At 61.9% G+C, this 25,057-nt stretch carries 23 protein-coding genes and 1 other RNA gene; 14 read left to right on the forward strand and 10 right to left on the reverse strand.

Going from position 1 to position 25,057, the window contains the following annotated elements; all coding sequences use genetic code 11:
* Positions 1-25: 25 nt before the first annotated feature.
* Both T31B1_RS10710 and T31B1_RS10715 read right to left on the reverse strand, forming a co-directional pair.
* The gene (locus T31B1_RS10710) at positions 26-1,309 is read right to left on the reverse strand and encodes a glycosyltransferase (protein WP_353249461.1); all 1,284 of its coding nucleotides are present in this window, start codon (positions 1,307-1,309) and stop codon (positions 26-28) included.
* Positions 1,306-2,013, reverse strand: a complete 708-nt coding sequence (locus T31B1_RS10715) for a sulfotransferase family 2 domain-containing protein (RefSeq protein WP_353249462.1) — start codon at positions 2,011-2,013, stop codon at positions 1,306-1,308. Before T31B1_RS10715 ends, T31B1_RS10710 begins: the two co-directional genes overlap by 4 nt.
* A gap of 269 nt (positions 2,014-2,282) precedes the next feature.
* On the opposite strand from T31B1_RS10715, the gene T31B1_RS10720 reads away from it, so the two are divergent.
* The 3 genes from T31B1_RS10720 to T31B1_RS10730 all read left to right on the forward strand — a co-directional run bounded on the left by T31B1_RS10720 (position 2,283) and on the right by T31B1_RS10730 (position 5,687).
* Positions 2,283-3,536: a glycosyltransferase gene (locus tag T31B1_RS10720; RefSeq protein WP_353249463.1), complete on the forward strand. Its 1,254-nt coding sequence runs from the start codon at positions 2,283-2,285 to the stop codon at positions 3,534-3,536.
* 171 nt (positions 3,537-3,707) lie between these two features.
* On the forward strand, positions 3,708-4,688 hold the full coding sequence (locus tag T31B1_RS10725; RefSeq protein ID WP_353249464.1) for a glycosyltransferase family 2 protein: 981 nt from the start codon (positions 3,708-3,710) through the stop codon (positions 4,686-4,688).
* Between the two features lie 195 nt (positions 4,689-4,883).
* Positions 4,884-5,687, forward strand: a complete 804-nt coding sequence (locus tag T31B1_RS10730; protein ID WP_353249465.1) for a polysaccharide deacetylase family protein — start codon at positions 4,884-4,886, stop codon at positions 5,685-5,687.
* Here T31B1_RS10730 and T31B1_RS10735 read toward each other — a convergent pair.
* From T31B1_RS10735 to groES, 5 genes are all read right to left on the reverse strand, one after another.
* Entirely contained in the window at positions 5,651-6,664 is a 1,014-nt protein-coding gene (locus T31B1_RS10735) for a glycosyltransferase family 2 protein (RefSeq protein WP_353249466.1), read from the reverse strand. The two genes, T31B1_RS10730 and T31B1_RS10735, sit on opposite strands and share 37 nt — an antisense overlap.
* Before the next feature lie 22 nt (positions 6,665-6,686).
* Positions 6,687-7,964, reverse strand: coding sequence for a glycosyltransferase (locus T31B1_RS10740; protein ID WP_353249467.1), 1,278 nt, complete (start codon positions 7,962-7,964; stop codon positions 6,687-6,689).
* Positions 7,965-8,456: 492 nt separating this feature from the next.
* The gene (locus tag T31B1_RS10745) at positions 8,457-8,699 is read right to left on the reverse strand and encodes a hypothetical protein (protein WP_353249468.1); all 243 of its coding nucleotides are present in this window, start codon (positions 8,697-8,699) and stop codon (positions 8,457-8,459) included.
* A gap of 268 nt (positions 8,700-8,967) precedes the next feature.
* Positions 8,968-10,617 (reverse strand): chaperonin GroEL, encoded by a 1,650-nt coding sequence (gene groL, locus T31B1_RS10750; RefSeq protein WP_353249469.1) that lies wholly within the window; start codon positions 10,615-10,617, stop codon positions 8,968-8,970.
* A gap of 59 nt (positions 10,618-10,676) precedes the next feature.
* Positions 10,677-10,964: a co-chaperone GroES gene (groES, locus tag T31B1_RS10755; protein WP_006913560.1), complete on the reverse strand. Its 288-nt coding sequence runs from the start codon at positions 10,962-10,964 to the stop codon at positions 10,677-10,679.
* 286 nt (positions 10,965-11,250) lie between these two features.
* On the opposite strand from groES, the gene T31B1_RS10760 reads away from it, so the two are divergent.
* The 11 genes from T31B1_RS10760 to T31B1_RS10810 all read left to right on the forward strand — a co-directional run bounded on the left by T31B1_RS10760 (position 11,251) and on the right by T31B1_RS10810 (position 21,693).
* Positions 11,251-12,537, forward strand: coding sequence for an acetyl-CoA C-acetyltransferase (locus tag T31B1_RS10760; RefSeq protein ID WP_353249470.1), 1,287 nt, complete (start codon positions 11,251-11,253; stop codon positions 12,535-12,537).
* Positions 12,538-12,911: 374 nt separating this feature from the next.
* Positions 12,912-14,252, forward strand: a complete 1,341-nt coding sequence (locus T31B1_RS10765) for a sodium-dependent transporter (protein WP_353249471.1) — start codon at positions 12,912-12,914, stop codon at positions 14,250-14,252.
* 57 nt (positions 14,253-14,309) lie between these two features.
* Positions 14,310-15,650, forward strand: coding sequence for an alanine/glycine:cation symporter family protein (locus T31B1_RS10770; RefSeq protein ID WP_353249472.1), 1,341 nt, complete (start codon positions 14,310-14,312; stop codon positions 15,648-15,650).
* Positions 15,651-15,756: 106 nt separating this feature from the next.
* Positions 15,757-16,758 carry a ferrochelatase gene (gene hemH, locus T31B1_RS10775; RefSeq protein ID WP_353249473.1) on the forward strand — a complete coding sequence of 334 codons (1,002 nt, stop codon included), beginning with the start codon at positions 15,757-15,759 and terminating at the stop codon, positions 16,756-16,758.
* Between the two features lie 43 nt (positions 16,759-16,801).
* Entirely contained in the window at positions 16,802-17,863 is a 1,062-nt protein-coding gene (gene sohB, locus T31B1_RS10780) for a protease SohB (protein ID WP_353249474.1), read from the forward strand.
* 137 nt (positions 17,864-18,000) lie between these two features.
* A complete protein-coding gene (locus T31B1_RS10785; RefSeq protein ID WP_353249475.1) occupies positions 18,001-19,419 on the forward strand; it encodes a DegQ family serine endoprotease in 1,419 nt (472 codons plus the stop codon).
* A 168-nt stretch (positions 19,420-19,587) separates the two neighbouring features.
* Positions 19,588-19,785, forward strand: a complete 198-nt coding sequence (locus T31B1_RS10790; protein ID WP_353249476.1) for a hypothetical protein — start codon at positions 19,588-19,590, stop codon at positions 19,783-19,785.
* A 37-nt stretch (positions 19,786-19,822) separates the two neighbouring features.
* On the forward strand, positions 19,823-20,152 hold the full coding sequence (locus T31B1_RS10795; protein ID WP_353249477.1) for a cell division protein ZapA: 330 nt from the start codon (positions 19,823-19,825) through the stop codon (positions 20,150-20,152).
* Between the two features lie 23 nt (positions 20,153-20,175).
* Positions 20,176-20,357: non-coding RNA, 6S RNA (ssrS, locus tag T31B1_RS10800), on the forward strand.
* Positions 20,358-20,420: 63 nt separating this feature from the next.
* Positions 20,421-21,020, forward strand: a complete 600-nt coding sequence (locus T31B1_RS10805) for a 5-formyltetrahydrofolate cyclo-ligase (protein WP_353249478.1) — start codon at positions 20,421-20,423, stop codon at positions 21,018-21,020.
* Positions 21,021-21,216: 196 nt separating this feature from the next.
* A complete protein-coding gene (locus tag T31B1_RS10810; RefSeq protein ID WP_353249479.1) occupies positions 21,217-21,693 on the forward strand; it encodes an EVE domain-containing protein in 477 nt (158 codons plus the stop codon).
* Positions 21,694-21,833: 140 nt separating this feature from the next.
* Here the strand turns inward: T31B1_RS10810 and T31B1_RS10815 are convergent, their stop codons facing one another.
* The 3 genes from T31B1_RS10815 to T31B1_RS10825 all read right to left on the reverse strand — a co-directional run bounded on the left by T31B1_RS10815 (position 21,834) and on the right by T31B1_RS10825 (position 25,056).
* Positions 21,834-22,952, reverse strand: a complete 1,119-nt coding sequence (locus tag T31B1_RS10815; RefSeq protein WP_353249480.1) for a glycosyltransferase family 9 protein — start codon at positions 22,950-22,952, stop codon at positions 21,834-21,836.
* Between the two features lie 71 nt (positions 22,953-23,023).
* Complete coding sequence (locus T31B1_RS10820; RefSeq protein WP_353249481.1) at positions 23,024-23,965, reverse strand: cation diffusion facilitator family transporter; 942 nt, start codon at positions 23,963-23,965, stop codon at positions 23,024-23,026.
* 119 nt (positions 23,966-24,084) lie between these two features.
* Complete coding sequence (locus tag T31B1_RS10825) at positions 24,085-25,056, reverse strand: cation diffusion facilitator family transporter (protein WP_353249482.1); 972 nt, start codon at positions 25,054-25,056, stop codon at positions 24,085-24,087.
* Between the last annotated feature and the right edge of the window lies 1 nt (position 25,057).

Raw genomic sequence — 25,057 nt, forward strand, 5'->3', positions numbered from 1 at the left:
AGCCAGCCCGGTGCTGCGCGCGTCGTTATATAGGGGCGGGCTGTGTCAGATTCTCGATGAGTGCAGCGTACCGATCAGCACTGCGATCGGTCGAGAACGCCGCCGCGCGCTCACGCAAAGCCGCAGGCGCCGGCGGCCCGTCCAGTGTCGCTACGATCGCACCGGCCAACGCGCGCACATCGCCGACGGGTACAAGCCGCCCGTGGCGGCCGCCCGCCAGAATCTCGCGCGGACCATATGGGCAGTCGGTCGCGACGACGGGACACCCGCACGCCATGGCCTCGATCAGCACGTTGCCCAGCCCTTCCCAGACCGACGACAGCACGAATGCCGCCGCCCGCGCCATGTAGGCATAGGGATTGTCCACCCAGCCGCCCAGCGATACGTCGTCGGCGATGCCAAGCTCACGTGCGCGTGCCGACAGCGCCTCGCGCTGGCCCCCCTCGCCCAGGATCATCAGCCGAACCGGCCGGTGCGCGCGGACCGCGGCCAAGGCCTCGAGCAGCGTATCGAACCCCTTCTGCGGCTCGAGACGCCCGACAGCCAGCAACACCGGCGGCTCAGCGCGCGCAAACCACGGGTGATCCACCGGCGCCGCGGCCAGCCCCGCCAGCTCGGTAGAAACCACCGGGTTGTAGATGGTGGAAATCTCGTCGCGCGCCAGCCCGGCGGTGGCCGCCAGATCGTCGCCAACTCCATCCGATACGGTCACGATCGCGTCCGCGCGTGCATACACACGCCCGATCAGCGCGCCGAGATGACGCCAGCGCGGCATCTCGCCGGCGCGCTTGCACCCTTCGGCGATGCGTCGCGACAGTGCGTTGTGCTCGGTGACCACCACACGCGTGTCGGTAGCCGCAAGCGCGCGGGCCCAGACGGCCAGCAGGTTGGTATAGAACAAGGCCGATATCAGTACGGCCGGGCGCTGTTGTTCAAGGTAGTCGGCCACGCCGCCCAGATACCGTAACGACATGATCGGCGTCTTCGCCGCAAGCACCGGCCGCCAGACCACATCCAGATCGGCCGGCTCGGCTCGCCAGACATCCAGACGCGCGCGCCATTTGTTATAGCGCGACAGTTCGACGACGTTCACCTCTGCCGGAATACGCGCCACATAGGCGCCGCGACGCCGATTCAGCAGCAGATCCACACGATAGCCGCGCTCGGCCAACGCGCCCGCCAGGCGCAGCATGGACAACTCCGCCCCACCACCGGCCAGCGTGGGGATATAGATCGCCAGTGCCGCGGGCTCGGTCTGATCGCGGTCAATCGGCGATAGCGACTTTTTAACGTGGCTGGGGCCGGTCAAAATTCGTATCCGAAACGTCGAATATCCTCAGCGTAAACAGAGGCCACGATATCGCGCGTTTTCGGCGTGAAATAATCTTCGTAGTTACCGCGTTGACTGTCGTTACGAAGCGCTAGTGTGGCTTCGACTCCGAGCCGCTCGGCAATGTAAGCGAAATCGTCTGCAAGATTCTCGAAGCGGCCGATGAAATCAAGCGCGACGCGTGGATCTTCGCTTTCGACGAAATAGCTCTGCGGATAGAAATGTACGCCGCGCCAGACACTTTCTCGGCTCAGCCACTGTGTGACGAAGGCCTCGAAGTCCGGAAGATGGCTCAATTCCGCGGCGTACCAATTTCTGTCCGCATCATCCATGCCACCGGCGCGGAGAAAGGAATAAGCCGATACGAGCCGATCCCACGGATTACGCACGATGGTGAACTTGAAATAGTCAAGCAGAATACGAGGCTCGAAGACGTGACGGTAGTGCGATAGCGTCTTGTGTCCGCCCGCCATATTGCCGAACAGCGCCTGGCTAACCGCGACACCCGCGCACTTCGGTATATGAATGAAGATTGCCTTACGTTCATCGAATGGGCGATAGGAGTAGTCCACATCCAGAAGCTGCCGGCGCTTGCGGAACTTCTTGGCTATCTTGGGGTGCAGCAATCGGAACGACCACCACTGCGTTTCCAGCGGCAGACGCCGAATGAATCGACCGTGCATAACATTTTCCAGTACGGCAAGACCGCATATACTCCGATACAGTCTCAATGCGCGACAAGGGCAGGTTCAGTTCATAACACTAGCGCACGATCCCGGCCGATCGATTCGCGCGTCAGCCTCACCCACTTGCTCAGCCGCACCACGCGCCTGAGTGGTAGATAAACGGCTCCGGCTGCGCCGTAGCCGCCAAGCCGTCCACTGAGCCCGCGAAGGGATAGCACGGCCGCCCGACCGATCCCGTAAAAATCGTCGTCGCACTCGAAACGCAAATGCAGGAAGAACCGCTATTGACCGTGCCCAGCAAACGCAAGATCGCAATCTATCACCAGCATTTGAACGGCGGGGGCGCTGTGAAGAACGTACTCAAACTCACGGAGTTGTTCTTGGGCGACGGCTACGAAGTAGATCTGGTGGTCCACGACCGGACGGGTAGTCTGAGTTCGCGAACACCCGCAGGAGTACGTGTGATCGAGTTGCAGCGATCCACCGAAATAGTCACACGTATCTACATGCTCTACGCCGCAACGGACGATATCGACCTGTTTTCACGTTCGATGTTTAGGTCAAGAAAACAGCTCGACAAGCTGCTGTATCTGCCTGCCCTGACCCGCTACCTACGAGCCAACCGGCCAGCCATTCTGTTCTCGAACCTGTGGCAACTTGCGATCACGGCCATCACCGCCCGGGCATGCGCCGCGCCGAGCATGCCGGTAGTAGGCATCTTCCGCAGTGCATTCTTTACCCAGTGCGCCCACACGATGACGGCTTCCAAGCGACCAAGGAAGTGGCGACGTTTTCTGGAGTATTGCCAGCGCGTTTACTCTAGAGCCGATGCGATCGTGACCGTTTCCAGCGGGATCGCTCAGGACCTGTCAGCTATTGTCGGCATAGACGACAGCCGTATCCGGGTCATACATAATCCGGTAATCTCCGACACGTATGCTGCTGTGATCGAGTCGGAACTTTCTATAGAGCTTTGCCGCCCTACTGAAAACTTTATCGTGGCGGTGGGGCGGCTAAGCCCAGAAAAGAACTTCTCGGCACTGATTCGGGCCTTCGCGCACTTGAACGCGCACCACTCGCTGCGACTAATAATTCTTGGTGAAGGTCAACAGCGGCCCGCCTTGGAAGCACTATGCCGAGAAATGGGGCTGATCGGGCGCGTTGAATTACCGGGCTGGGTCGAAGAGCCACTGCAGCAAATTCACCGTGCTCGCCTATTTGTATCCACCTCGCTGTGGGAAGGCTTCGGCAACGCCATTGTCGAGGCGTTAAGTTGCGGATGCCCTGTCGTAGCCTTCGATTGCCCTCACGGCCCGCGCGAGATCCTGGATCACGGGCGATACGGTAAACTCGCTGCGGTTGACGATGTGCATGGCTTAGCCCAAGCCATAAACTCCACGCTTGCGCAACCGCCCGCTGCTTCTTATCTACGGCGGCGCGCGCTAGATTTCAGCGAATCGGCGAGTGCCGAAGGCTACCGGCGTTTACTTACCGAACTGTTAGAGCAAAGGCCCCGGTAATTCGCGGTGGACCCGCAACCATGATCGATCGACTGAGCCGGCTATTGCCTCAAAGGCTCGGCGGGCCGCGCCCAATCGCTCAAACCGGGTTTTAAAACGCCCGTTCACTCTTTTCGGACGTATTATTGTGGGTCAGAGAAGTAGAAGTGAAGTACGGGATGGTTAACCAATATGGCAAGTGTAAAGCCTCGCGTCTCCGTGATACTGGCCACTTACAATCGTGCATATTGTCTTCGAAGCGCTGTCGAATCGATCTTGAACCAGACGTTCCAGGACTTCGAACTTCTGATTGTGGACGACGGCTCGACGGACGAAACGCAGGCGATAGTCGGCTCGATCGTAGACCCTAGAGTTCGCTTACTCTGCCTCAACCGAAACCGTGGACAATCGTTTGCTACTAATCACGGCGCACGAAAGGCGCGCGGCGAGTGGCTCATGCTCGCCGACAGTGACGATCGATCACTGCCTGATCGTTTGGAAAAGCAGCTGCGCGCGGTCGATCGGGATAGCGATTCCAGCGGCAGGCTCAACGGAGTATTTGGTCGAGCGGCTTTTGTCGACACGACCAATACGGTCACCCGGTATTTTCCACCCATCGAACGATCAATCGCCGGAGATCTATCGTTGGTCGACGCGTTGACTGGCAGCACGTTTGGCAGCGGCCGAATGCTCGTCAAACGCAACGCGTTTATAGCGGTCAAGGGTTTCGACATCGCGATACGAAAGTCCCTGGACCGTGATTTCATCATCAGGTTACTGCAGCAGTCTCGAATCGTCGGCATCGACGATGTCGTCGTAGAATGCCTGGACACATCTGACGGCTTGACCAGCACGCCCGACCCGGCGAGCCTACGCCGCACGCTGGAGAAGAACGCGCATGAATACAGACGAGTTGGACGCCGGAATTTGTCGTACCAATACCGAAGGGTTGGCGAAGAATATCTTCTATTGGGAGAGGAACGCGAGGCCGCCCAGATGTTCCTAAGAAGCCTGAAGCTACACCCGAACGCCGAACATCGCAGGCTATACACGCTCGCAACCAGAAGCCGTTGGTTTGGGCCCTACGGGTCCCTGGCGTATGCGCACTATCTGAAGTTAAAGCTAAGGCTACAGAACATGGGGCCGCGACGAGAGCACGATAATAGGATTTGATCCGTTTTTATCACGCTTTTCACCCTCAACGATTGTTTGAGGAAATGTGCCGTTTGGTTGGCATTCCACTCGTTCGCCCGCTCACCGTGAGGCTCTATGTCTCGAAACAAACTGTTTAGATCTAGCCATTTTTTTGGCCACGGTATCGCCGACCCGATGTCTGCCCCGGAGATTAGTTCGGATCGTGTGACCCATGTGCACCCAGATGACCTGGATATGTTCGTCGCCCGCTTCGGCCGTCGCGCCATCCTGTCATTCGACGACGGTTACGCGGACAATCTGATTTCAGCATTGCCCGTGCTCGAGCGCTATCAGCAACCGGCCACCATTTTCGTCACCACCGGCTTCGTCGAGCGACGGGCGGTTCTACTGGCCCGCGTTGCTGCGGCAGTGGCTCGTCACGGCGACTGGACTCGTACATCCCTGACACGGCTGCTCGACACGCGAGGCCTGGATGCAAGCGGCGTCTATAAGTCTTTGCGTGATCTACTCAAGCGCATGACCGTCGCCGAGCGCGCCGCGCACCATGACGCATTGATGGCTGACTACGATATCGACACGCCGACGCTGACCGCCGATTATCTGGACCGAGAGCAACTGCACCGGCTCGCCAGGCACGATCTGGTAACCATCGGCGCGCACACCTGCACACATCCGGATCTGCGTTACTGCAGCGATGATGAATTAGACGAGGAGCTTTCTGGCGCGCGGCGGACATTGGAATCATGGCTGGGCCAACCGGTCGACACGTTGGCCTATCCATTCGGCGATACCGACCAGCGGGTACGGCGCGCCGCGGCCCGTGCGGGATACAGGACGGCATATGTGACCGAAACCTCAAATTGGCGTAGCCGTATCCCTGGTTATGGGCGCCTCGATATACCACGATGCGATCTCAGCGGCGAAGTGCGGCGGATGCATCGGCGCGACCGAAAACGTGCTACCCGGTCCCAGCTCGAAGCTCAAAGCGCCGCCGCACGCCAGACCCGGCGCAGGTAGTACCGCCCTGCCGTCGATCCCAGAAATCGACGCCAGACAGACAGCTGCCCCACCGGTCGTGCGGCCTTACGACAACAATCGAACCATAGGCGCGATACCAGGCTTGAAAATGCTGGTTCCGGGTAGAAACCACTCGTGGCATTTGCACCCATCAGCCGCTCGAACCATTGCTCGGCCCAGGCAACGAATTCCCGATCCATCGGCTTGCCGATCCGCGCCTCATAGAGCCGCCGCCCCGTGTAAAGCAGATTATGATTGACGACTTCCCGATCGCTGAATTGCATACCCAGTGAGGTCAACAGGCGAGCCTGAATTTCACACCGTCGGTCTCGAGCCTCCGCGGCGCGCGCGACAGATGCCTGCAATTCATGCTGCCTATAATGGAGCAGCACTTCCGGTATCTGCGCAAAGCGATGCCCCGCCTGCTGCATGCGTGCCCAAAGATCGTAGTCTTGGGCTACAGGAAAGCTCGAGTCGTATTCGAAACCGGTCAGCGCTACGCGCCGCGCCATCACGGTCGGGTTGTGGATAATGCCACGAAACAGCAGAAGGCAATTCACCGTGTCCGCATCCAGTTTGCGCTGATTGCGTTTGAGCGGCATAAGCCGGCCACCGGCGTCCATCCCGCGCCACCAGCTACCGACCACATCGATATCGTAGTGCTGGTCAAGAAACGAAACTTGCCGAGCGAGCCGCTGAGGAAGACAGCAGTCGTCTGCATCCAGCATGGCCACGTATTCGCCGGTGGCTGTCGCGAACGCGGTGTTTCGAGCCGCTGGTCGGCCAAGATTGCGCTCATGGCTGACCACACGCAGCCGCCCGTCCACTGCATGGAATCTGCACCGCTCCAGAGTCCTGTCGACAGACCCGTCGTCCACCACAATCAGCTCGAAGTCAGTGTAGGTCTGTGTCAACACGCTTTCTAGCGCGGCATCGATCGTATCTTCTGCGTTGTAAGCGGGAATAAGCACACTCACACGAGGTTCTAAAGGCATAGCGTTAACCCAGCGTTATACGGGCGTCGGGCCGCATGAGATCGTCGATCAACGTACGATACGACGCCACGGCGGGACCGGCTGCGAAATCACTGCCTCGTTCGATCAGCGCGGCTCGGGATCGATCGCGCACCAACTCGGCTGCGATCGCCTCGGCCAGTGCGGACTCGTCGCCGACCGACACGAGTTCACCGTATCGACCGTCGTCTAGAATCTCCCGTGGGCCACTCGGGCAATCGTTGGCGACCACCTTACAGCCACACGCGAGCGCCTCGATCAGAGCCACCGGCAGCCCTTCGAAGAGAGAACTGAGCACGAACACGCGACTGTGGCTCATCAGCGCGTAAGGGTTATCGACCCAACCCGGTAGCGCGACCCGGTCTTCCAGGCTCAGATCCGCAATCTTGGATGCCAGAACGCATCGCTCTGGGCCTTCCCCGACGATAAGTAATCGAAGCGCGGGCCGGGATTCGGCCAATCTCGCAAACGCGTCGACGAGCTGGTCGAACCCTTTCTCGGGCGCTAGACGGCCAGCCGCGAGAATTACGTCCAAACCTGTATCGAGGCACCATGGATGCGACGGTTCGAGCTTTGCTTTTTCTCGAAGTTCGTCCGTTACTACAGGGTTATGGATTACATGAATCGACTCACGCGGCACGTTTGCCGTCTGCGAGAGATCGTCTGCAACACCCGACGACACCGCGAGCAGCGCATCGGCGGTGGCATAGAGACGGGCGATGAGTCCTTGCCGGTAGCGCATACGCTTATAAGCGGCCGGCGCTTCGCGAGCAGCCCGCAGCCGGGCTGTAAACGTGCTGTGCTCGGCAATCACCACTCGACATCGCGTATGAGAAAGACGCTTAGCCCACAGCGCCAGAAAAGGAATGCGTCCAGCCGAGGCAAACATTACGTCGGGAGCGTAGTGGTCCAGGTAGCGACACACCGACCCCAGCCTTGCGAGCGGCACATGCTCGGAGGGCCGCCAAAGCATGCGTGCCGCCAGCCGGAAACCTTCGGACGGCCAATGGACGATCAGCCTGAGACAAGCCTGCCACTTACTCCCCGCTTGAAGCTCCAGACAACGAACTCCCTTTGGTACCAACGCAAGGTAGCTGCCGACTCGGCGCTCAAGCAACAGATCCACCGCGTAGCCATCTGCAATGAACGCGGACATCAGTGTCAGTGTTACGCGCTCTAATCCGCCGGCCGGCAGGCTCGACAGGTAGAAAACTACCCGCGGCATGGTCGGGCGCTTTACGCGTCCGGCTCGATCACTGGCCATTAGCGTTCGCTCCGGTCATCGCATGCGCGACCGTAGATTTCGACGTGATGCAAGTTGAGACAGTACAACGATTCGATTTCCAAAGGCGTATCGATTGTTAGCACACGCCATTTACACAAGCCCGTCAGGCGCCGCAAAAAAGTTCATGATAGTTCGTCGAGGATAACCGCATATCAACCGTGGACCCCGACGGTTTGAAGCCACGTCGACGTCGGGGGCCCCGTCGCATGGGCCGCTTGGCTCGCTTAGGAGCGACCCTCGTGCTTTCAACATATGTAGGCCGAACCGAGTTACGCCAGCGTTTCTTCGAGGCGCCGCAACAACTCACTACTCACTTGCCCACCGACCTCATTGTTGAATTTGAGCCGCGCTAGCGCGTATTTCCAAGGCCAGCGATTTCAAGCAAGCCGGCGCGCCATCGCCTCGCCTCGCCGTCGCCGAGTCTCGATGCACGGGTAACACCACTCGATTTTATGTTCCGCGACCGAAATCTCACGAGCTTGCCAGAATTCGAACCGACAGAAATAGCTCGGCGGCCCGGCTACCGCCATAGCGCTCGCGCCGGCCGCACTCCTCGAGCCACCGCGGACGCGGTGTGCTCAGTGCTTCGGGCGTGAACTGAGGCCGTTGCTCCTCGCGCTCACCGACAAGGGCGTAATTGATACCCACTTCGTCGAGACAAAACAACAGGAGACCGTTGCCGACAGCATGGCGCAGATCGAAGCGTATCGTCACGCCTTGTCGCGCTTCGACCGGGAGGCCGGTCGCATATCTAAAACCCTCGTCCCCCGACCCGCCGCGAGTCTCAACCGACTCATACCCGATTGGCATACCATATGGTCTGAATCAAATCGTCGACGCAGACCCGCGCCGGCTACGGCCAATGCGCGAGGGCACGAAACTTGCGCCCAGAGTCAGCATAAAAAAGCCCCGCACGTCGCCGTACGGGGCTTTTTCGTTCACACGCGGGGATGGGTTATCCCTCGGGCGTGGACAGCGTGATTTACATCATGCCGCCCATACCGCCCATGCCACCCATGCCGCCCATGTCCGGGGCGCCGCCCTTGTCGTCGTCCTCGGGGACGTCGGCAATGGCTGCCTCGGTGGTGAGCATGAGGCTCGCGATGGAGGCCGCGTTCTGCAGCGCCGTACGGCTGACCTTGGTCGGGTCCAGGATGCCCATGGCAACCATGTCGCCGTATTCGCCGGTGGCCGCGTTGTAGCCGTAGTTGCCTTCCTTGGAAAGCACTTCGTTAACCACGACGGACGGCTCGGCACCGCTGTTGTACACGATCTGACGCAGGGGCTCTTCGACCGCGCGACGCAGGATACGGATGCCCGCTTCCTGATCCGGGTTGTCACCCTTGGCCTTCTCGACCGCCTTCAGGGTGCGCAGCAGGGCCACGCCGCCGCCGGGCACGATGCCCTCTTCGACGGCCGCACGGGTCGCGTGCAGAGCGTCTTCGACGCGCGCCTTCTTCTCTTTCATCTCGACTTCGGTGGCGGCGCCGACCTTGATCAGCGCCACACCGCCGGCGAGTTTGGCCACGCGTTCCTGCAGCTTCTCCTTGTCGTAGTCCGAGGAGGATTCCTCGATCTGCGCACGGATCTGCTTGATACGGGCTTCGATGTCCTTGTTGGACCCGGCGCCGTCGATCACGGTGGTGTTTTCCTTGGTGATCTGGACCTTCTTGGCCTCACCCAGGTCTTCCAGCGTGGCCTTCTCGAGGCTCATGCCGAGATCTTCCGAGATCACGGTACCGCCAGTGAGCACGGCCATGTCTTCCAGCATCGCCTTGCGACGATCGCCGAAGCCGGGCGCCTTGGCGGCGGCGACCTTGACGATACCGCGCATGTTGTTCACCACCAGCGTCGCCAGGGCTTCGCCCTCGACGTCTTCGGAGATGATCATCAGCGGACGGTTGGCCTTGGCCACGTTCTCCAGCAGCGGCAGCATGTCGCGGATGTTGGAGATCTTCTTGTCGTGCAGCAGGATGTACGGGTTATCCAGCTCGGCCTGCATCGTCTGATTGTCGGTGACGAAGTAGGGCGAAAGATAACCGCGATCGAACTGCATGCCTTCGACGACGTCGAGCTCGTTGGACAGGCCCGAGCCCTCCTCGACCGTGATCACGCCTTCCTTGCCGACCTTGTTCATGGCATCGGCAATGATCTTGCCGATATCCGCGTCGGAGTTGGCCGAGATCGAACCGACCTGGGCGATGGCCTTCTCGTCATCACAGGGCTTGGACAGGTTGACCAGCTCGGCGACGGCGGCGTCGACAGCCTTGTCGATGCCACGCTTGAGATCCATCGGGTTCATGCCCGCGGACACGGCCTTGACGCCCTCACGGACGATCGCCTGGGCCAGCACCGTGGCGGTGGTGGTGCCGTCACCGGCGATGTCGGAGGTCTTGGAAGCGACTTCCTTGACCATCTGCGCGCCCATGTTCTCGAACTTGTCGTCCAGTTCGATTTCCTTGGCGACCGAAACACCGTCCTTGGTGATGGTCGGCGCGCCGAAGCTCTTGTCGAGCACCACGTTGCGGCCCTTCGGACCCAGCGTGACCTTCACTGCATTCGCGAGCGTGTTGACGCCGCGGACCAGACGCGAGCGCGCGTCTTCGCCAAAACGTACTTCTTTAGCTGCCATTGCTAGCTTCCCCTAAATACTGTGTTCGTTGAAGGTTGATGCGAGACGTCGCGGGCGTATCAGCCCAGCACCGCCAGGATGTCGTCCTCGCGCATCACGACGACTTCGTCGCCGTCGACCTTGATTTCGGTACCCGAGAACTTGCCGAACATGACCTTGTCACCCACCTTGACTTCCGGCTTGCGCGTCTCGCCGTTGTCCAGCGGCTTGCCGTTGCCGACGGCGACGACTTCGCCGCGCTGGGGCTTTTCGGCCGCCGTATCGGGAATGACGATTCCCCCGGCCGTCTTCTGCTCTTCCTCGAGCCGTTTGATGACGACGCGGTCATGTAGAGGACGGATATTCATGCCACCCTTCTCCTCGAAGCTTGGTTGTTGATGAAAACGCTTGCCGGACGGCGATATGCGCGGCCGGCGTGAGACAGCCACCATTGGCTTTCTCAATCACCGCCATTGATGCGGGCAGGGGTGGCCCTTTCAAGAGCGCGACGAAAATTTTTTACATGGAACATGATGATCGGGCGCCTGATTCGACGGGATTTTGAAAGGATTTCTTGTCAGATTGCAGTGCAACATTTATCTTGACGACATCACTCATCGTGCGCCGAATCCGCTCGGCGATATTGGAGGTTCCATGAGCCAGGACATGCCGCGCCGCGTCGCAATCGTCGGCGGTGCCCGTATTCCCTTCTGTCGATCGAATACCAAGTATTCGCACCAGTCCAACCAGGATCTGCTGACCGCCGCCATCAAGGCCTTGTCGGAAAAATACAAGCTCGCGGGCCGGCGCATCGGCGAGGTCGCGGCCGGCGCCGTGCTCAAGCACTCGCGCGATTTCAACCTCACCCGAGAAGCGGTGCTCGGCACCGATCTGGACCCGCACACGCCGGCCTTCGATGTCCAGCAGGCCTGCGGTACCAGCCTGGAAACCACCCTGCTGCTAGCCAACAAGATCGCCATGGGTCAGATCGACTCGGCGATCGCCGGCGGCGTGGATACCACCTCCGATGCGCCGATCGCCATCAACGAGGAACTGCGAAAGATCCTGCTCGACGTCAACCGCGCCAAGACCGGCGGCGAGCGCGCGAAGCTGCTCGCCCGCATCCGGCCGCGCCACGTGGTACCGAATTTCCCCGGCGTGACCGAACCCCGCACGGGCATGTCGATGGGCGAGCACTGCGAGCTCATGGCCAAGGAATGGAAAATCTCGCGCAAGGCGCAGGACGAGCTTGCGGTGGCCAGCCACAAGAATGCGGCCCAGGCCTATGTCGATGGCTTCTACGACGACCTGGTCTTCCCCTATCTCGGCGTGGAGCGTGACAACAACCTGCGCCCGGATACCAGCGTGGAACAGATGGCCAAGCTCAAGCCGGCGTTCGACAAGGAAAACGGCACGCTGACCGCGGCCAATTCCACCCCGCTGACCGACGGTGCGTCGACGGTGCTCCTGGCCAGCGAGGAGTACGCCCGCGAACACGGTCTGCCGGTGCTGGCCTACTTCACGCCGTATTCGCGCACCGCCGCGGTGGATTTCGTCGACGGCGGTGAGGGTCTGCTGATGTCGCCGACCTATGCCGTGGCCGACATGCTCGATGCGGCCGGCCTGACGCTACAGGACTTCGATTTCTACGAAATCCACGAAGCGTTCGCGGCACAGGTGCTGTGCACGCTCAAGGCCTGGGAGTCGAAGAAATACTGCGCCGAGAAACTGGGCCGCGACACACCGCTGGGCTCGATCGACATGGCCAAGCTCAACGTCAAAGGCTCGTCGGTTGCGCTCGGGCATCCGTTCGCGGCCACGGGCACACGTATCGTCGCCACCCTGGCAAAGATCCTGGACGAGGCCGGCGGCGGCCGCGGGCTGATCTCCATCTGTGCGGCCGGCGGACAGGGCGTGACCGCGATCCTGGAAAAACCGTAGCGCGGCCGTAGAAAGGCGGTCAGCGTACAAGGCGGGCCGATGACGGCCCGCCTTTTTTTCCGGCCGTACGCCCATACGGCCTGCGACCGGTCACACCGGGCTCGCGCAGTCGGTCTGCGTCTACGACGAATCGCTCTTAGACGTCGGTCCGATCAGCGGTTAATCTCGGGGATTGTGACGGAGCCGCTGGTCGGGGCACGACATCTATCGACGTGCGGTAGGCCGTATTCGGCACGATACGTGCTGTGACAAGGGGGTCGTGGCGCAAAACGCGCGTCTCGGCCAGTTGAGATGCCGGGGGCATCGCCTGTGCAGGGAGCCAGCCACATGATCGATCATCCAATCGGCCAGAACACGGCCGCGGAACGCACCCGATGAGTGCGCCGCGCGAACACTGGGGCAGCCGCCTGGGCTTCATCATGGCCGCAGCCGGTTCGGCCGTCGGTCTGGGTAATATCTGGAAGTTTCCTTACATGACCGGCGAAAACGGCGGTGGCGCCTTCCTGATCATCTATCTCGGTTGTATCGCCGTGTTCGGTCTGTCGCTCGTACTCGCCGAGCTGCTGATCGGGCGTAGCGCACAACGCAACCCCGTGGCCGCATTTCGCCATGTTGCAGGCCGCGGGTGGCCGGCGGTAGGCGCCATGGGCATCGTTACGGCGTTCGTCATCCTGTCGTTCTATGTCGTGGTGGCCGGCTGGACCATTGCCTACATGCTGTTCTCGGTGAACGGGTCGTTATCCAACCCCGACGCCGATGCGCTGAACGCTGTTTTCGATCACCTGACGGCCGGTACTTGGGAGCCAATCGCCTACGCGGCCCTGTTCACTGCGCTGACGGCCGGCGTGGTCATCGGCGGCGTCGGCCAGGGTATCGAGCGCGCCTCGAAGATACTCATGCCGCTTTTATTCTTGATACTGATCGCGCTGGTCGTGCGGGCGCTGACCCTGCCCGGTGCCGCCGCCGGACTCGAATTTTTCCTCATTCCAGATTTCAGCAAGGTGACGGGGGCGACCTTCACTGCCGCCATCGGACAGGCATTCTTCTCGCTGTCACTGGGCATGGGGGCGATGCTCACCTATGGCTCCTACATGCCTCGTGAGCGCAATCTGCCCACCGATGCCCTTGCAGTGGTCTCGCTGGATACCCTGATCGCGGTACTTGCCGGGCTGATGGTGATACCGGCAATGTTCGCCGCCGGCATGACCCCGGGCGAAGGCGGCGCCGGCACCACGTTCAAGGTACTGCCGGCCGTGTTCGACGCCATGCCCGGCGGCATGTGGTTTGCGCTGGGTTTCTTCCTGCTCCTGGCGGTCGCCGCGCTGACGTCGTCGGTATCGCTGCTGGAGACAGTGGTCTGCTATTTCGTGGACGAACATGCCGTCAGCCGACGCAAGGCGACCGCATATAGCGCCGTGGCGGTGTTCGCGCTGTCTCTGCCGGCGGCCCTGTCGTTCGGCCTGATGGCCGATACAAAGCTCTTCGGCATGACGTTCTTCGCGCTAATGGACTATCTCTCGAGTTCGATCACCCTGCCGCTGGGCGGACTGCTGACCGCGCTATGCGTGGGCTGGGTCATGGGCCCGCGGGCAATCGACGCATTGTCCAATCAGGGCCGTATCCATGCGCCGTGGGCGCCCGTATGGCTGTTCATACTTCGGTTCGTGGCACCGCTGGGCATCGGCTGGATACTGCTCCAGGGACTGTTCAGCTGAAACAACTCGCGGGTCATGGTGGCCCGCTCAATCAAGGGACTAAGGGGAACAACGCTCATGGAAACGCTATCGAACGCGCTGAGCACGCTCAGCGGCTGGGTCTGGGGCCCGGTCATGCTCATCCTTCTGCTGGGCACCGGTATCTATCTGACCATCGGCCTGAAAGGTATCCCGCAGCGCAAGCTGTTCTACGGCTTCTCGATGATGTTCGCCGGGCGCAAACAGACCACCGAGCCCGGCGATATCACCCCCTTCCAGGCTCTGGCAACCGCTCTCGCGGCCACCGTCGGTACCGGCAATATCGCGGGCGTGGCCACGGCGATCCACCTGGGCGGCCCGGGCGCCATCTTCTGGATGTGGGTCACCGCCATCGTCGGCATGGCCACGAAATACGGCGAAGCCGTGCTTGCGGTCAAGTATCGCGAAACCAACCGTGACGGCGCCTATGTAGGCGGGCCGATGTACTACATCCGCAACGGCCTCGGCGCGAACTGGAAATGGCTGGCCTTCGCGTTCGCGCTGTTCGCCACCGTGGCGGCGTTCGGTATCGGCAACACCGTACAGTCCAACTCCGTGTCGCAGGTGTTCGACGAAACTCTGTCGATACCGCGCTGGCTGACCGGGCTGGTCATGGCCGCCGCCGTGTTCGCGGTGATCATCGGCGGCGTCAAACGGCTGGCCAATGTTACCGACAAGCTCGTGCCGGTCATGGCCATCATCTATGTGCTCGGCGCCCTGCTCGTGCTGATTCTCAACGCCGGCGAAGTGCCCGGTGCCATCGCCCTGATCTTCTCCGATGCCTTCACCGGCACGGCCGCTACCGGCGGTTTCGCGGGCGCCGGCATCATCATGGCGATACGTTTCGGTGTGGCACGCGGCATTTTCTCCAACGAGGCCGGCCTGGGGAGCGCGCCCATCGCGCATGCGGCCGCTCGTACCGACAGTCCGGTACGCCAGGGCGTGGTCGCCATGCTCGGCACCTTCATCGACACGATCATCGTCTGCACCATGACCGCACTGGTCATTATCGCCACGGGTGCGTGGTCGTCGGGTACGACCGGCGCACAGCTGTCGGCCGAGGCCTTCACCACCGGCATGCCCGGGCCGGGCGGCTGGATCGTGAGCTTCGGTCTCGTGATCTTCGCCTTCTCGACCATGCTGGCCTGGAGCTACTACGGCGAGCGCACAGCCGAGTATCTGTTCGGAACCGGTGTCGTGATGCCGTACCGGATCCTTTGGGTGATCGCCGTGTTCGTGGGCGCGATCGCCCAACTGGATTTCGTCTGGCTGGTAGCAGACGTGATGAACGCCATGATGGCGATCCCGAACCTGGTCGCGCTGATCCTGCTGGCGCCGGTCGTGTTCAAGCTCACTCGAGCCTATTTCAACCCGTCCTGAACCCTGTCAGGCTGGCGCGAACTCGGACGGGATGCAGCCCGCTGGTTGCATCCCGTCTTATTGCCCCTACGTATCGCATTCCGCGACACGATAGCGAGATGACATCATGAGTTCCCGCCACGCGCCGCGCCCGATCGGGGTGCTGTTCACCAATCTCGGCACGCCCGACGACACGTCGGTATCGGCGGTACGCCGCTATCTCGCGGAATTTCTAAGTGATCGGCGCGTGGTCGATCTCAACCGCGCGTTGTGGCTGCCGATCCTCTACGGTGTGATCCTCACGTTTCGACCAAAGAATTCGGCCGAGGGCTACCGCTCGGTCTGGATGGACGAGGGCTCGCCGCTCATGGTCTATGCCCGGCGCCAGGTCGATGCGATCCAGAAACGGCTGGACGCCGACGTTTCGACGCCGGTTCATGTGGCACTGGCGATGCGCTATGGCAACCCGTCGATTGAGGCCGGCCTGCGTGAACTGGATGCAGCGGGCTGCAAGCAGGTGCTGGTGCTGCCGGCCTATCCGCAGTACTCGGCCACCACGGTGGCCACCACCTTCGACAAGGTCGGTGAAGTGCTGGCCGACTGGCCGGAGCCGCCACAGCTGCGACAGATCAATCGCTATCACGATCATCCGGCCTATATCCAAGCGCTGGCCCAGTCCGTACGCGAACACTGGCAGCAGCATGGCCGCGGTGAAAAGCTGGTGATGTCGTTTCACGGCATTCCCAAGCGCTATGTCAAACAGGGCGATCCCTATCCGCGCGATTGTGGAGTGACCGCGCAGCTGCTGGCCAGCGAGCTAGGGCTGGGGCGCAACGACTACAAAGTGTGTTTTCAAAGTCGCTTCGGACGCGAGCCCTGGTTGCAGCCCTATCTCGACGAGACGATGAAGGCCTGGGGCAAGGCCGGCATGAAGCGCGTCGATGTCATGTGCCCGGGGTTTTCGGCGGACTGTCTGGAAACACTGGAAGAGATCCGCGAGGAAAACCGCGAGTATTTCGAAAACGCGGGCGGCGGAGAGCTGCGCTATATCCCGGCGCTCAACGCGCGCGAAGATCATATCGAGATGTTCACCCAGCTGATCCAGCGCGAACTCGCCGGCTGGCTGTAAGCACACACCGACCCCGCCCGCCTGAGCAACCGAGACACTGTCCATGGAGCTGATCGCCGATTTCGCCGTCAACTACGGCCTGTTTCTAGCCAAGGCCGCTACGGTGGTGATTGCCATCGGGCTGTGCGTCACCTGGATCGTATCGGCCCTCGCCCAGGCGCGGGCCGCTCGCCAGGGCGAGTCGCTACAGGTCAACCACGTGAACGAGCGGCTCGATCGCATGGCCGATACGCTCAGCCATGCACTGCTCAACGACACCGAGCGCAAGGCGCGGTCCAAACGTCGAAAGGTCGAGGCGAAGCAGAAGGCCAAGGCGGAAAAACTCGGTAAACGGCATGAGTCGCGCCGATTGTTCGTACTGGATTTCGACGGCGATATCCGCGCCAGCGCGGTGGAATCGCTACGTGAGGCGATCACCGCCGTCCTTCAGGTCGTCGAGGCCGAAGATGAAGTCCTGCTGCGGCTGGAATCCGCGGGCGGCATGGTACATAGCTATGGTCTGGCCGCCTCGCAGCTGGCCCGCCTACGCGATGCGGGCGTACGCCTGACAATAAGCGTCGACCGGCTTGCCGCCAGTGGCGGCTACATGATGGCCTGCGTGGGCGAGCGGATCGTCGCCGCGCCCTTTGCGATCATCGGCTCGATCGGAGTGGTTGCTCAGATCCCCAACTTCAACCGCCTGCTCAAGGACAAGCAGATCGATTTCGAACTGCATACGGCCGGCGATCACAAGCGCACCTTGACCGTCTTCGGCGAGAATACCGACGAGGGCCGGGCAAAGTTCCGCGAGGAGCTGGAGCAGACGCACGGCCTGTTCAAGGATTTCGTTCAGCGATATCGACCGACGCTGGATATCGACCGGGTGGCCACTGGCGAACACTGGTACGGCACCCGGGCGCTCGAACTGGAGCTGGTCGACGAACTCGCCACCAGCGATGACTTGATGCTCGCTGCGGCTCGGGACGGTCGCGATGTATTCACCCTCGAGGTTCAGACCCGGCGCAGCCTGCTCAGCCGACTGACCCATCAATCTCGCCTGGCCGTGCACCGGGGGCTGGTCGACAGCGGTCTGGCGAGAGTGGTGCATCGCTCGCACGAGGCATGAGCCACATGCGCCCAGGGGCTTCATCGGGGCATAGCTGCCAGATGCAATGAAACTCGCGGCAGGGTTGACGGTCTGACACCACGGGACGACCCGGGGATTGCCGGTCGTATGGTCACCACGCCAACGAGTACGAATCTATGAGGACACATGCTTCAACGCGCCTGCAGGCGTTCATTCTTCTTGTTTTTCTGATGCTGGCCGGCGCCAGCGCTCAGGCCACAGTGCCCAGCGGCATGCTGGCCGGCGACAATCCGTCGCTCGCGCCGATGCTGGACAAGGCCCTGCCCGCGGTCGTGAACGTCGTGGTCACCGGCAAGCCGCAGCAGATGCCGGATAACCCGTTGTTCAACGACCCGTTCTTTCGCCGCTTCTTCGATATGCCCGACCAGCAGAAGCGTCAACAGGCGCCGAGCCAGCCGACCGCGACCGGCTCGGGCGTGATCGTCAACGCCGACAAGGGCGTGGTGATCACCAACCACCACGTGGTCAAGGACGCCGAGAAGATCGTGGTCCGGCTCAACGACAACCGTGAATACGATGCCAAGGTCATCGGCGACGATCCGGAAACCGATATCGCCGTGCTCAAGATCGACGCGGGCAACGACAAGCTCACCCAGCTGCCGATCGCCGACTCCGACAACCTGCGCGTAGGCGATTTCGTGGTGGCCATCGGCAATCCGTTCGGGCTGCGCCAGACGGTGACCTCGGGCATCGTCAGCGGTCTGGGCCGCCATGGCCTGGGCAATCGCTACGAGGACTTCATTCAGACCGACGCCTCGATCAACCCGGGTAACTCCGGTGGCGCGCTGGTCAATCTAGACGGCGAGCTGGTCGGCATCAACAGCGCCATCCTGTCGCGCACGGGCGGCAATATCGGCATCGGCTTCGCGATTCCCAGCAATCTGGTGAACACGGTCTACAAGCAGATCTCCAAGTACGGCGAGGTCAAGCGCGGGCGGCTTGGTGTAGTCGGCCAGGACCTGACGAGCGACCTGGCCAAGGCGTTCGATCTGGATATCAATCAAGGCGTCGTCGTAGCGCAAGTCATGCCGGATTCGCCGGCCGAAAAGGCCGGGCTCAAGGAGCGCGACGTGATCACTCAGGTCAACGGCAAACCGATCAACGACTTCTCCGAGCTGGCCAATGCAATCGGGCTGAAATCGCCGGGCGAGAAAGTCAAGATCACGATTTTGCGTAACGGCAAGCAGCAACAGGTCGAGGCCACGCTCGCCAACGCCGAGGACGTCGCCTCGGCCGACTCGGCCGGCGGCAACGCGGGGGGCGATCTGGCCAAAGGGCTGGCCGGGGCGAGCTTCGGCCCCATCGGCGACGACAATCCGCTGGCCGGCGAAGTCGAAGGCATCGCCGTGACCGATATCCAGCCCGGCAGCCCGGCGGCACGTGCCGGTTTGCAGCCCGGTGATGTGATCACCTCCATCAACCGCCAGCCGATCACCGATGTATCGCAGTTATCGGAGCTGGCAGGCCCTGATACCAAGCAGCTGCTGCTGCACGTCAGACGCGGACGCGGCGCGCTGTTCCTGCTCATCCGCTGATCGTCCGATCTCGGGATCGGCATCGGGCCTGGCGTCCTCGGACGCCGGGCCTTTTTGCTGCAATCATCCGGCATCGCGGCCGCAGGTCACGGCCTGTTTCAACCGGCCGCGACCTGCGGCTATACTCATTCAGGCGGTGCCGCAGCCAGCGGCGCCCATGGAGCGTTCATGAGCCAGTTCGATATCGGGCAATTCGAAGACAGCGTCGATACGCTGCTCAGAGCCCACCAGCGGCTGTTGGCCGACTACCGCGCCCTGCGCGAGGCACTCGAAGCCGAGCAGCAGCGCACTCGCGAGACGCGCGAACGACTCAACGGTGTGATCGAGCGTATCAAGGCGCTCGAAACCGAAGCCGATAACGTCTGATCGGCCCCCCAATTCTTCCACGCGCGACAGAGAGACCATGCCTCCAGAAAAAAAACAGACCGCGCTGACGATTCGTATTCTGGGCCGGGATTATTCGGTCGCCTGCCCGGACGGTGAACGCGAAACTCTGTTGAACTCCGCCGAGTATCTTTCGCGCCGCATGCAGGCGATCCAGCGACAGGGAAAGACATTGGGCATCGAGCGCATCGCCGTCATGGCCGCGCTCAATATGGCCCGCGACCTGATCGCCGCCGAGCGCCGGCTGGAAGCACGCAACGCGCCCGCGTCAGACTCGCCACGCGATCTCGACGAACGTCTCACCCAACTGCAACTGCGCATCGACACCGCGCTTGATGAGCAGCCCTGAGCACGCGTATTATCGAGTGGCCGACACTCCTGCGGTGTTCGACGACCTCCCGGTTCCCCTTGAGCCTAATTACCTAAACCGGGGTGGAAAACGTCGCAGGTGAGTACGCCCGCCTCGCTGCGGGAAACCTAATGCGGCGTGGAACGCCCCACTTGAGCGTCTGTCTCAAGGATAGTGGACGGTCGACGGCACAGGCGGGAGTGGCGGTCCTTATTTGCCAGCATTTCAACGCACACGCCTCGGCGTGTTTTTTTATGCGCAGGTTTACGTGAGTGATCCGGCCGATCAACGCCGCTGTGCGCTTGCCGCACGGCGCCGGCTCACCCCCGCCGTTCGACGGCGGTTCAGCCACCGTGCCTGTACCCGACTGTCCCGGCTGGCGGTATTCCGTCGTGCGCGGCGGATCGGCCTGTATTGGCCGTTGTCTAGCGAAATCGATCCTCGCCCCCTGCTGGCCGCATGCCGGGCCGAACAACGTGTGTATCTGCCGCGCGTGCAGGCACATCACCTGCGTTTTGTAGCGATCACCGGCCCCGACTTTCCCAGTCGTAACAGCTCGTTGGGCGTACGGGAGCCGCGCGGCGGACGTAGCGTGGCCGTCCACACCCTCGACCTGCTGATCATGCCGCTGGCCGCATTCGATGCCCGAGCCCACCGGATCGGGCTGGGCGGCGGATTCTACGACCGCACACTGTCCGGGTATCGCCAACGTCCATATGCCTGTCCACAGCTGGTGGGCTTGGCCTATGACGTGCAGCGGGTCGACGCCATACGGCCGAAGCCCTGGGACGTCAGCCTCGATATGGTCGTCAGCGAACGCGCCGTCTATCCAGGTTATCGCCGAGTTGACGGGCCTGGGCTGTATTGAAAGAACATATAGCGCGACCCGTCCATATGGCGTCCGGCGCTGGCCCCGGCACTCGCCATACGTGCTCGACGTCCGGCCACTCCGCGCCTTGCAAAGACCACGGCGGCGCCGTTGGGCGCAGCGTTGGACAGCTCTGGACCCGGAGCCAGTGTCGGCTAGAATGGCGGTCGTTTGAAAGCATATTAAGGATCGCCGCATGCGCTACTGGCTGATGAAATCCGAGCCCGACGAGTTCAGCATTCAGGATCTGCAGGAACGCGCCGAGCAGACCGAGGGCTGGGACGGGGTGCGTAACTATCAGGCCCGCAATTTCATGCGCGACGACATGTCGGAAGGCGATCTGGCGCTGTTCTATCATTCCAACACCAAGGTGCCGGGGGTGGCTGGAATCATGCGTATTTCGCGTGCCGGCTATCCGGACGATACGGCGTTCGACCCGAATGATCCGCACTACGATCCGAAATCGGACCCGGCCAACCCGCGCTGGTACCGCGTCGACGTTACATTCGAACGTGAACTCGATCGGCTCGTCCCGCTGGCTGAAATCAAGGATCACGCCGACGCGCTGGAGGGCTTCCCCTTGGTGCGCAAGGGCAACCGTCTGTCGGTGATGCCGGTCGACAAGCGGCACTGGGACTTCATTCTCGAGCTGGAGAAAAAACCGGCCGAGTGAATTCGCCTGCCCCCTCGATGCGCGCCGCTTTCCGGCGGCATATCGCCGCTGATCGACGCCCTGCCGCCCGTTAGGCGGACAATGACAACACGATGTACCGCATCAAGCCCGGCTGTTGCAGGGGGGACGCGTGGCTATAATCAGCGCGTGATGCGTTCGCGGCAGACGGGCATGTCGGACGACACGCGCGCACGGGGCGGGCGCGCCATGGCCTGGTCGATACGCTCGGTGACCGCGGCGACCGGGATTAGCGCCATCACGCCGTCGTCGTCTTCGATCCGTGTCCCCCACTTCAGCGTATCCGGCGTCGCGTTTCGATAGACCCGAGCGGCCTCTGCGAAATAATCGACACATAGTTGGCGGCTGCGATAGGCACCGCTTCGTCGCGGATCGGTGGCCGCATGCAGCGAGATCGTGTCGATATTGCTGGCATTGGCCATATGAGCCGGCCCGGAATCCGGAGTGAGCAGAATCCGACCCTGCTCGAACACCGCCAGCAGCTGCTTGAGTGACGTCTGGCCGATCAGATTCAGCGCCGGCGACTGCATCGCGGCTTCGATATCCGACCCCATCCGGCGTTCGATATCGCTGGGCCCGCCGACAAGCACCACACGCAGACCGTGGGCGCGTGCGGCATGGTCGGCCGCGGCCGCATACCGCTCGGCCAGCCAGTTGCGGCGGGTATGGCTGGAACAGGGGCTGATCAACAAAAGCTCGCCGGGTGTCTCGGCGACCAACGCCTGCGCGTGTGCACGATCGGCATCGCTGATGGGCACGCGCCAGTCCATGATCGGAGCGCGCGCACCGAGCCGTCCGGCGAACGCGAGGAAACCGTCGACTACGTGTCGACTCGCGATCGCCGATATGCGCTCGCGCACGAACAGCCGCTGTGCATCGCGAGCGCGCCTGGCATCGAAGCCGATCCGGCGCCGGGCCCGAATGAGCAGGCTGATACGGTTGGCCCGCCAGCTGGCATGCATATCAAGCAACGCATCGAAGCGCCGGCCGGCCAGCGACCGCTTGAGCTCGCTGATCGCGGATCGGCCGCCCCGCTTGTCATAGGCCACGCATTCCACGCCCGGTAGATCGGCAACCAGCCCGGCCTCGGCGCGGTTGACCACCCAGGTGATACGAATATCCGGCCGCGCCGCCTGTAATGTATGGATCGTGGGTACGACGTTGGCACAGTCGCCAAGCGCCGAGAGCCGCAGAATACAAACCTCCCGCGGCACTTCGTACGTATCGGACAGATCGGTCATCGGCAGTCAGCAACGAATGGGCGACCCGGCAGGTTCCCGGGCCGTGCACCGAGCAGGCATAGACACACGGCTCACGCCGGCTGACCGGCCGGCTTGCCGTTCGGGCGATCGGCCTCGCGCTCGGCCTCGATGAATATACGCTCGACGTGCTCGCAGCCGGCCTTGATCTCGCCATCCATCCGTTCGATCGCCTGCTGGATCTGCTCGCCGGTCAGCCCGGCCCGGAAACGTACGCTGATATTGGCCAGGATGTATTCGGGCCCGACATGCATGGTCAGCACCTCGTTGACCCGTGCCACTACGTCTTCGCGGCCGACGATGGCGCGGATCTTCTGTACGACGTGCTGATTGGCCGCCTCGCCCAGCAACAGGCCCTTGGTCTCGATGGCAAGCCATACGGCGGTCACCGCCAGGATCAGGCCGATACAGATCGAGGCCGCACCGTCGAACCAGGCGATGCCGGTGAGCTGACCGGCGAGCAGCGCGGCAAACGCGACGACCAGCCCCAGCATGGCGGCGCTATCCTCGAACAGCACCAGAAACGAGGCCGGATCCTTGCCACGGCGAACCGCCTCGAATACGCCCCACTTGCCGCGCACCCGATTGAATTCGCGCGCGGCGATGAACCAGGCAGCGCCTTCAAACAACATCGCAAGACCGAGGACGACATAGTTGACGATCGGGCTTTCCACCGGATGCGGATGCAGCAACCGGTTGACCCCTTCATAGATCGAAATGCCCGAACCCACGGCAAAGATGAGCACGGCCACCATGAAGCTCCAGAAGTAGATCTCCTTGCCGTAACCGAACGGGAAACGCGCGTCCGCCGGGCGCTTTGCGCGTTTCATTCCGTAGAGCAGCAGTCCCTGGTTGCCGGTATCCACCGTGGAATGAATCCCTTCGGCCATCATCGCGGCACTGCCGGTGAACGAGGCAGCGATGAACTTGGTGATCGCAATCAGCAGATTACCGGCCAATGCCGCATAGATGACGGTCTTGGAACCTTTGGCCATGAACTCTGCCCCCCTTTCAGACGCGATGCGCCGGTTGTCGACGCGTTCTCACGTCATGATCGGAATGAGTCTGACACAAATCGAACCTGCCCCCGCAAGCCAAGTGCCGGGCCGTACGGTCAGGCGGGCGTTGTGGAATCTTCGCCGATCTTGTCGGCCGTCTGGCCGTGCGCCGGCGACCGATCGGCCTCGTATTCGGCTTCGATGAACACCCGTTTGACCGTGGGACAACGCTGCTTGATGTTGCGATCCATGCGCGCAATCGCATCCTGCAGCTCCCGACCCGACAGGTCCGGCTTGAATCGCAGGCTGATATTGGCGAGCACGTACTCCGGGCCGATATGCATGGTCGGGATCTCGTTGATCCGCTCGACGGCCGGATCCGCGGTCAGCACCTCATGAATATCGCTGACCACGTATTTGTTGGCAGCCTCGCCGATCAAAAGTCCCTTGGTCTCGATGGCCAGGCCCACCGAGGCCACGGCCAGGATCAACCCGATGCCGATCGAGGCCACGCCATCGAACAACTCGATGCCGGTGATCTGTACGAGCGCCAGTCCAGCGATCGCCAGCAGCAGGCCGGCGATCGCGGCCGTATCCTCGAACAGCACGAGAAACTTGTTCGGATCCTTGCCGCGCCGAACCGCCTCGAACACGCCCCAGCTGCCCTTGATTCGTCGGAACTCGCGCGCCGCGATCAGCCAGCTGGTGCCCTCGAAGACGATGGCGAGCCCCAGGACCAGGTAGTTGATGTAAGGATGCGAGATCGGGTGCGGGTGCAGGATCTTCTCCACCCCTTCGAAAATCGACAGCCCGGCGCCGAGCGTAAACAGCAGCACGGCCACCATGAAGCTCCAGAAGTAGATCTCCTTGCCGTAGCCGAACGGATATTTCGCGTCCGGCGGCTTGGCGGCACGCTTCATGCCGAACAGCAGCAGACCCTGGTTGCCGGTATCGATCACCGAGTGGATACCTTCGGCCAGCATGGCAGTACTGCCGGTGAATATGGACGCCACGAACTTGCTTACCGCAATCAGGCTGTTGCCCGCCAGTGCAGCCAGAATGACGGTCTTGGAACCCGATTCAGACATC

The sequence above is a fragment of the Salinisphaera sp. T31B1 genome, assembly GCF_040361275.1.
Classification (GTDB): domain Bacteria; phylum Pseudomonadota; class Gammaproteobacteria; order Nevskiales; family Salinisphaeraceae; genus Salinisphaera.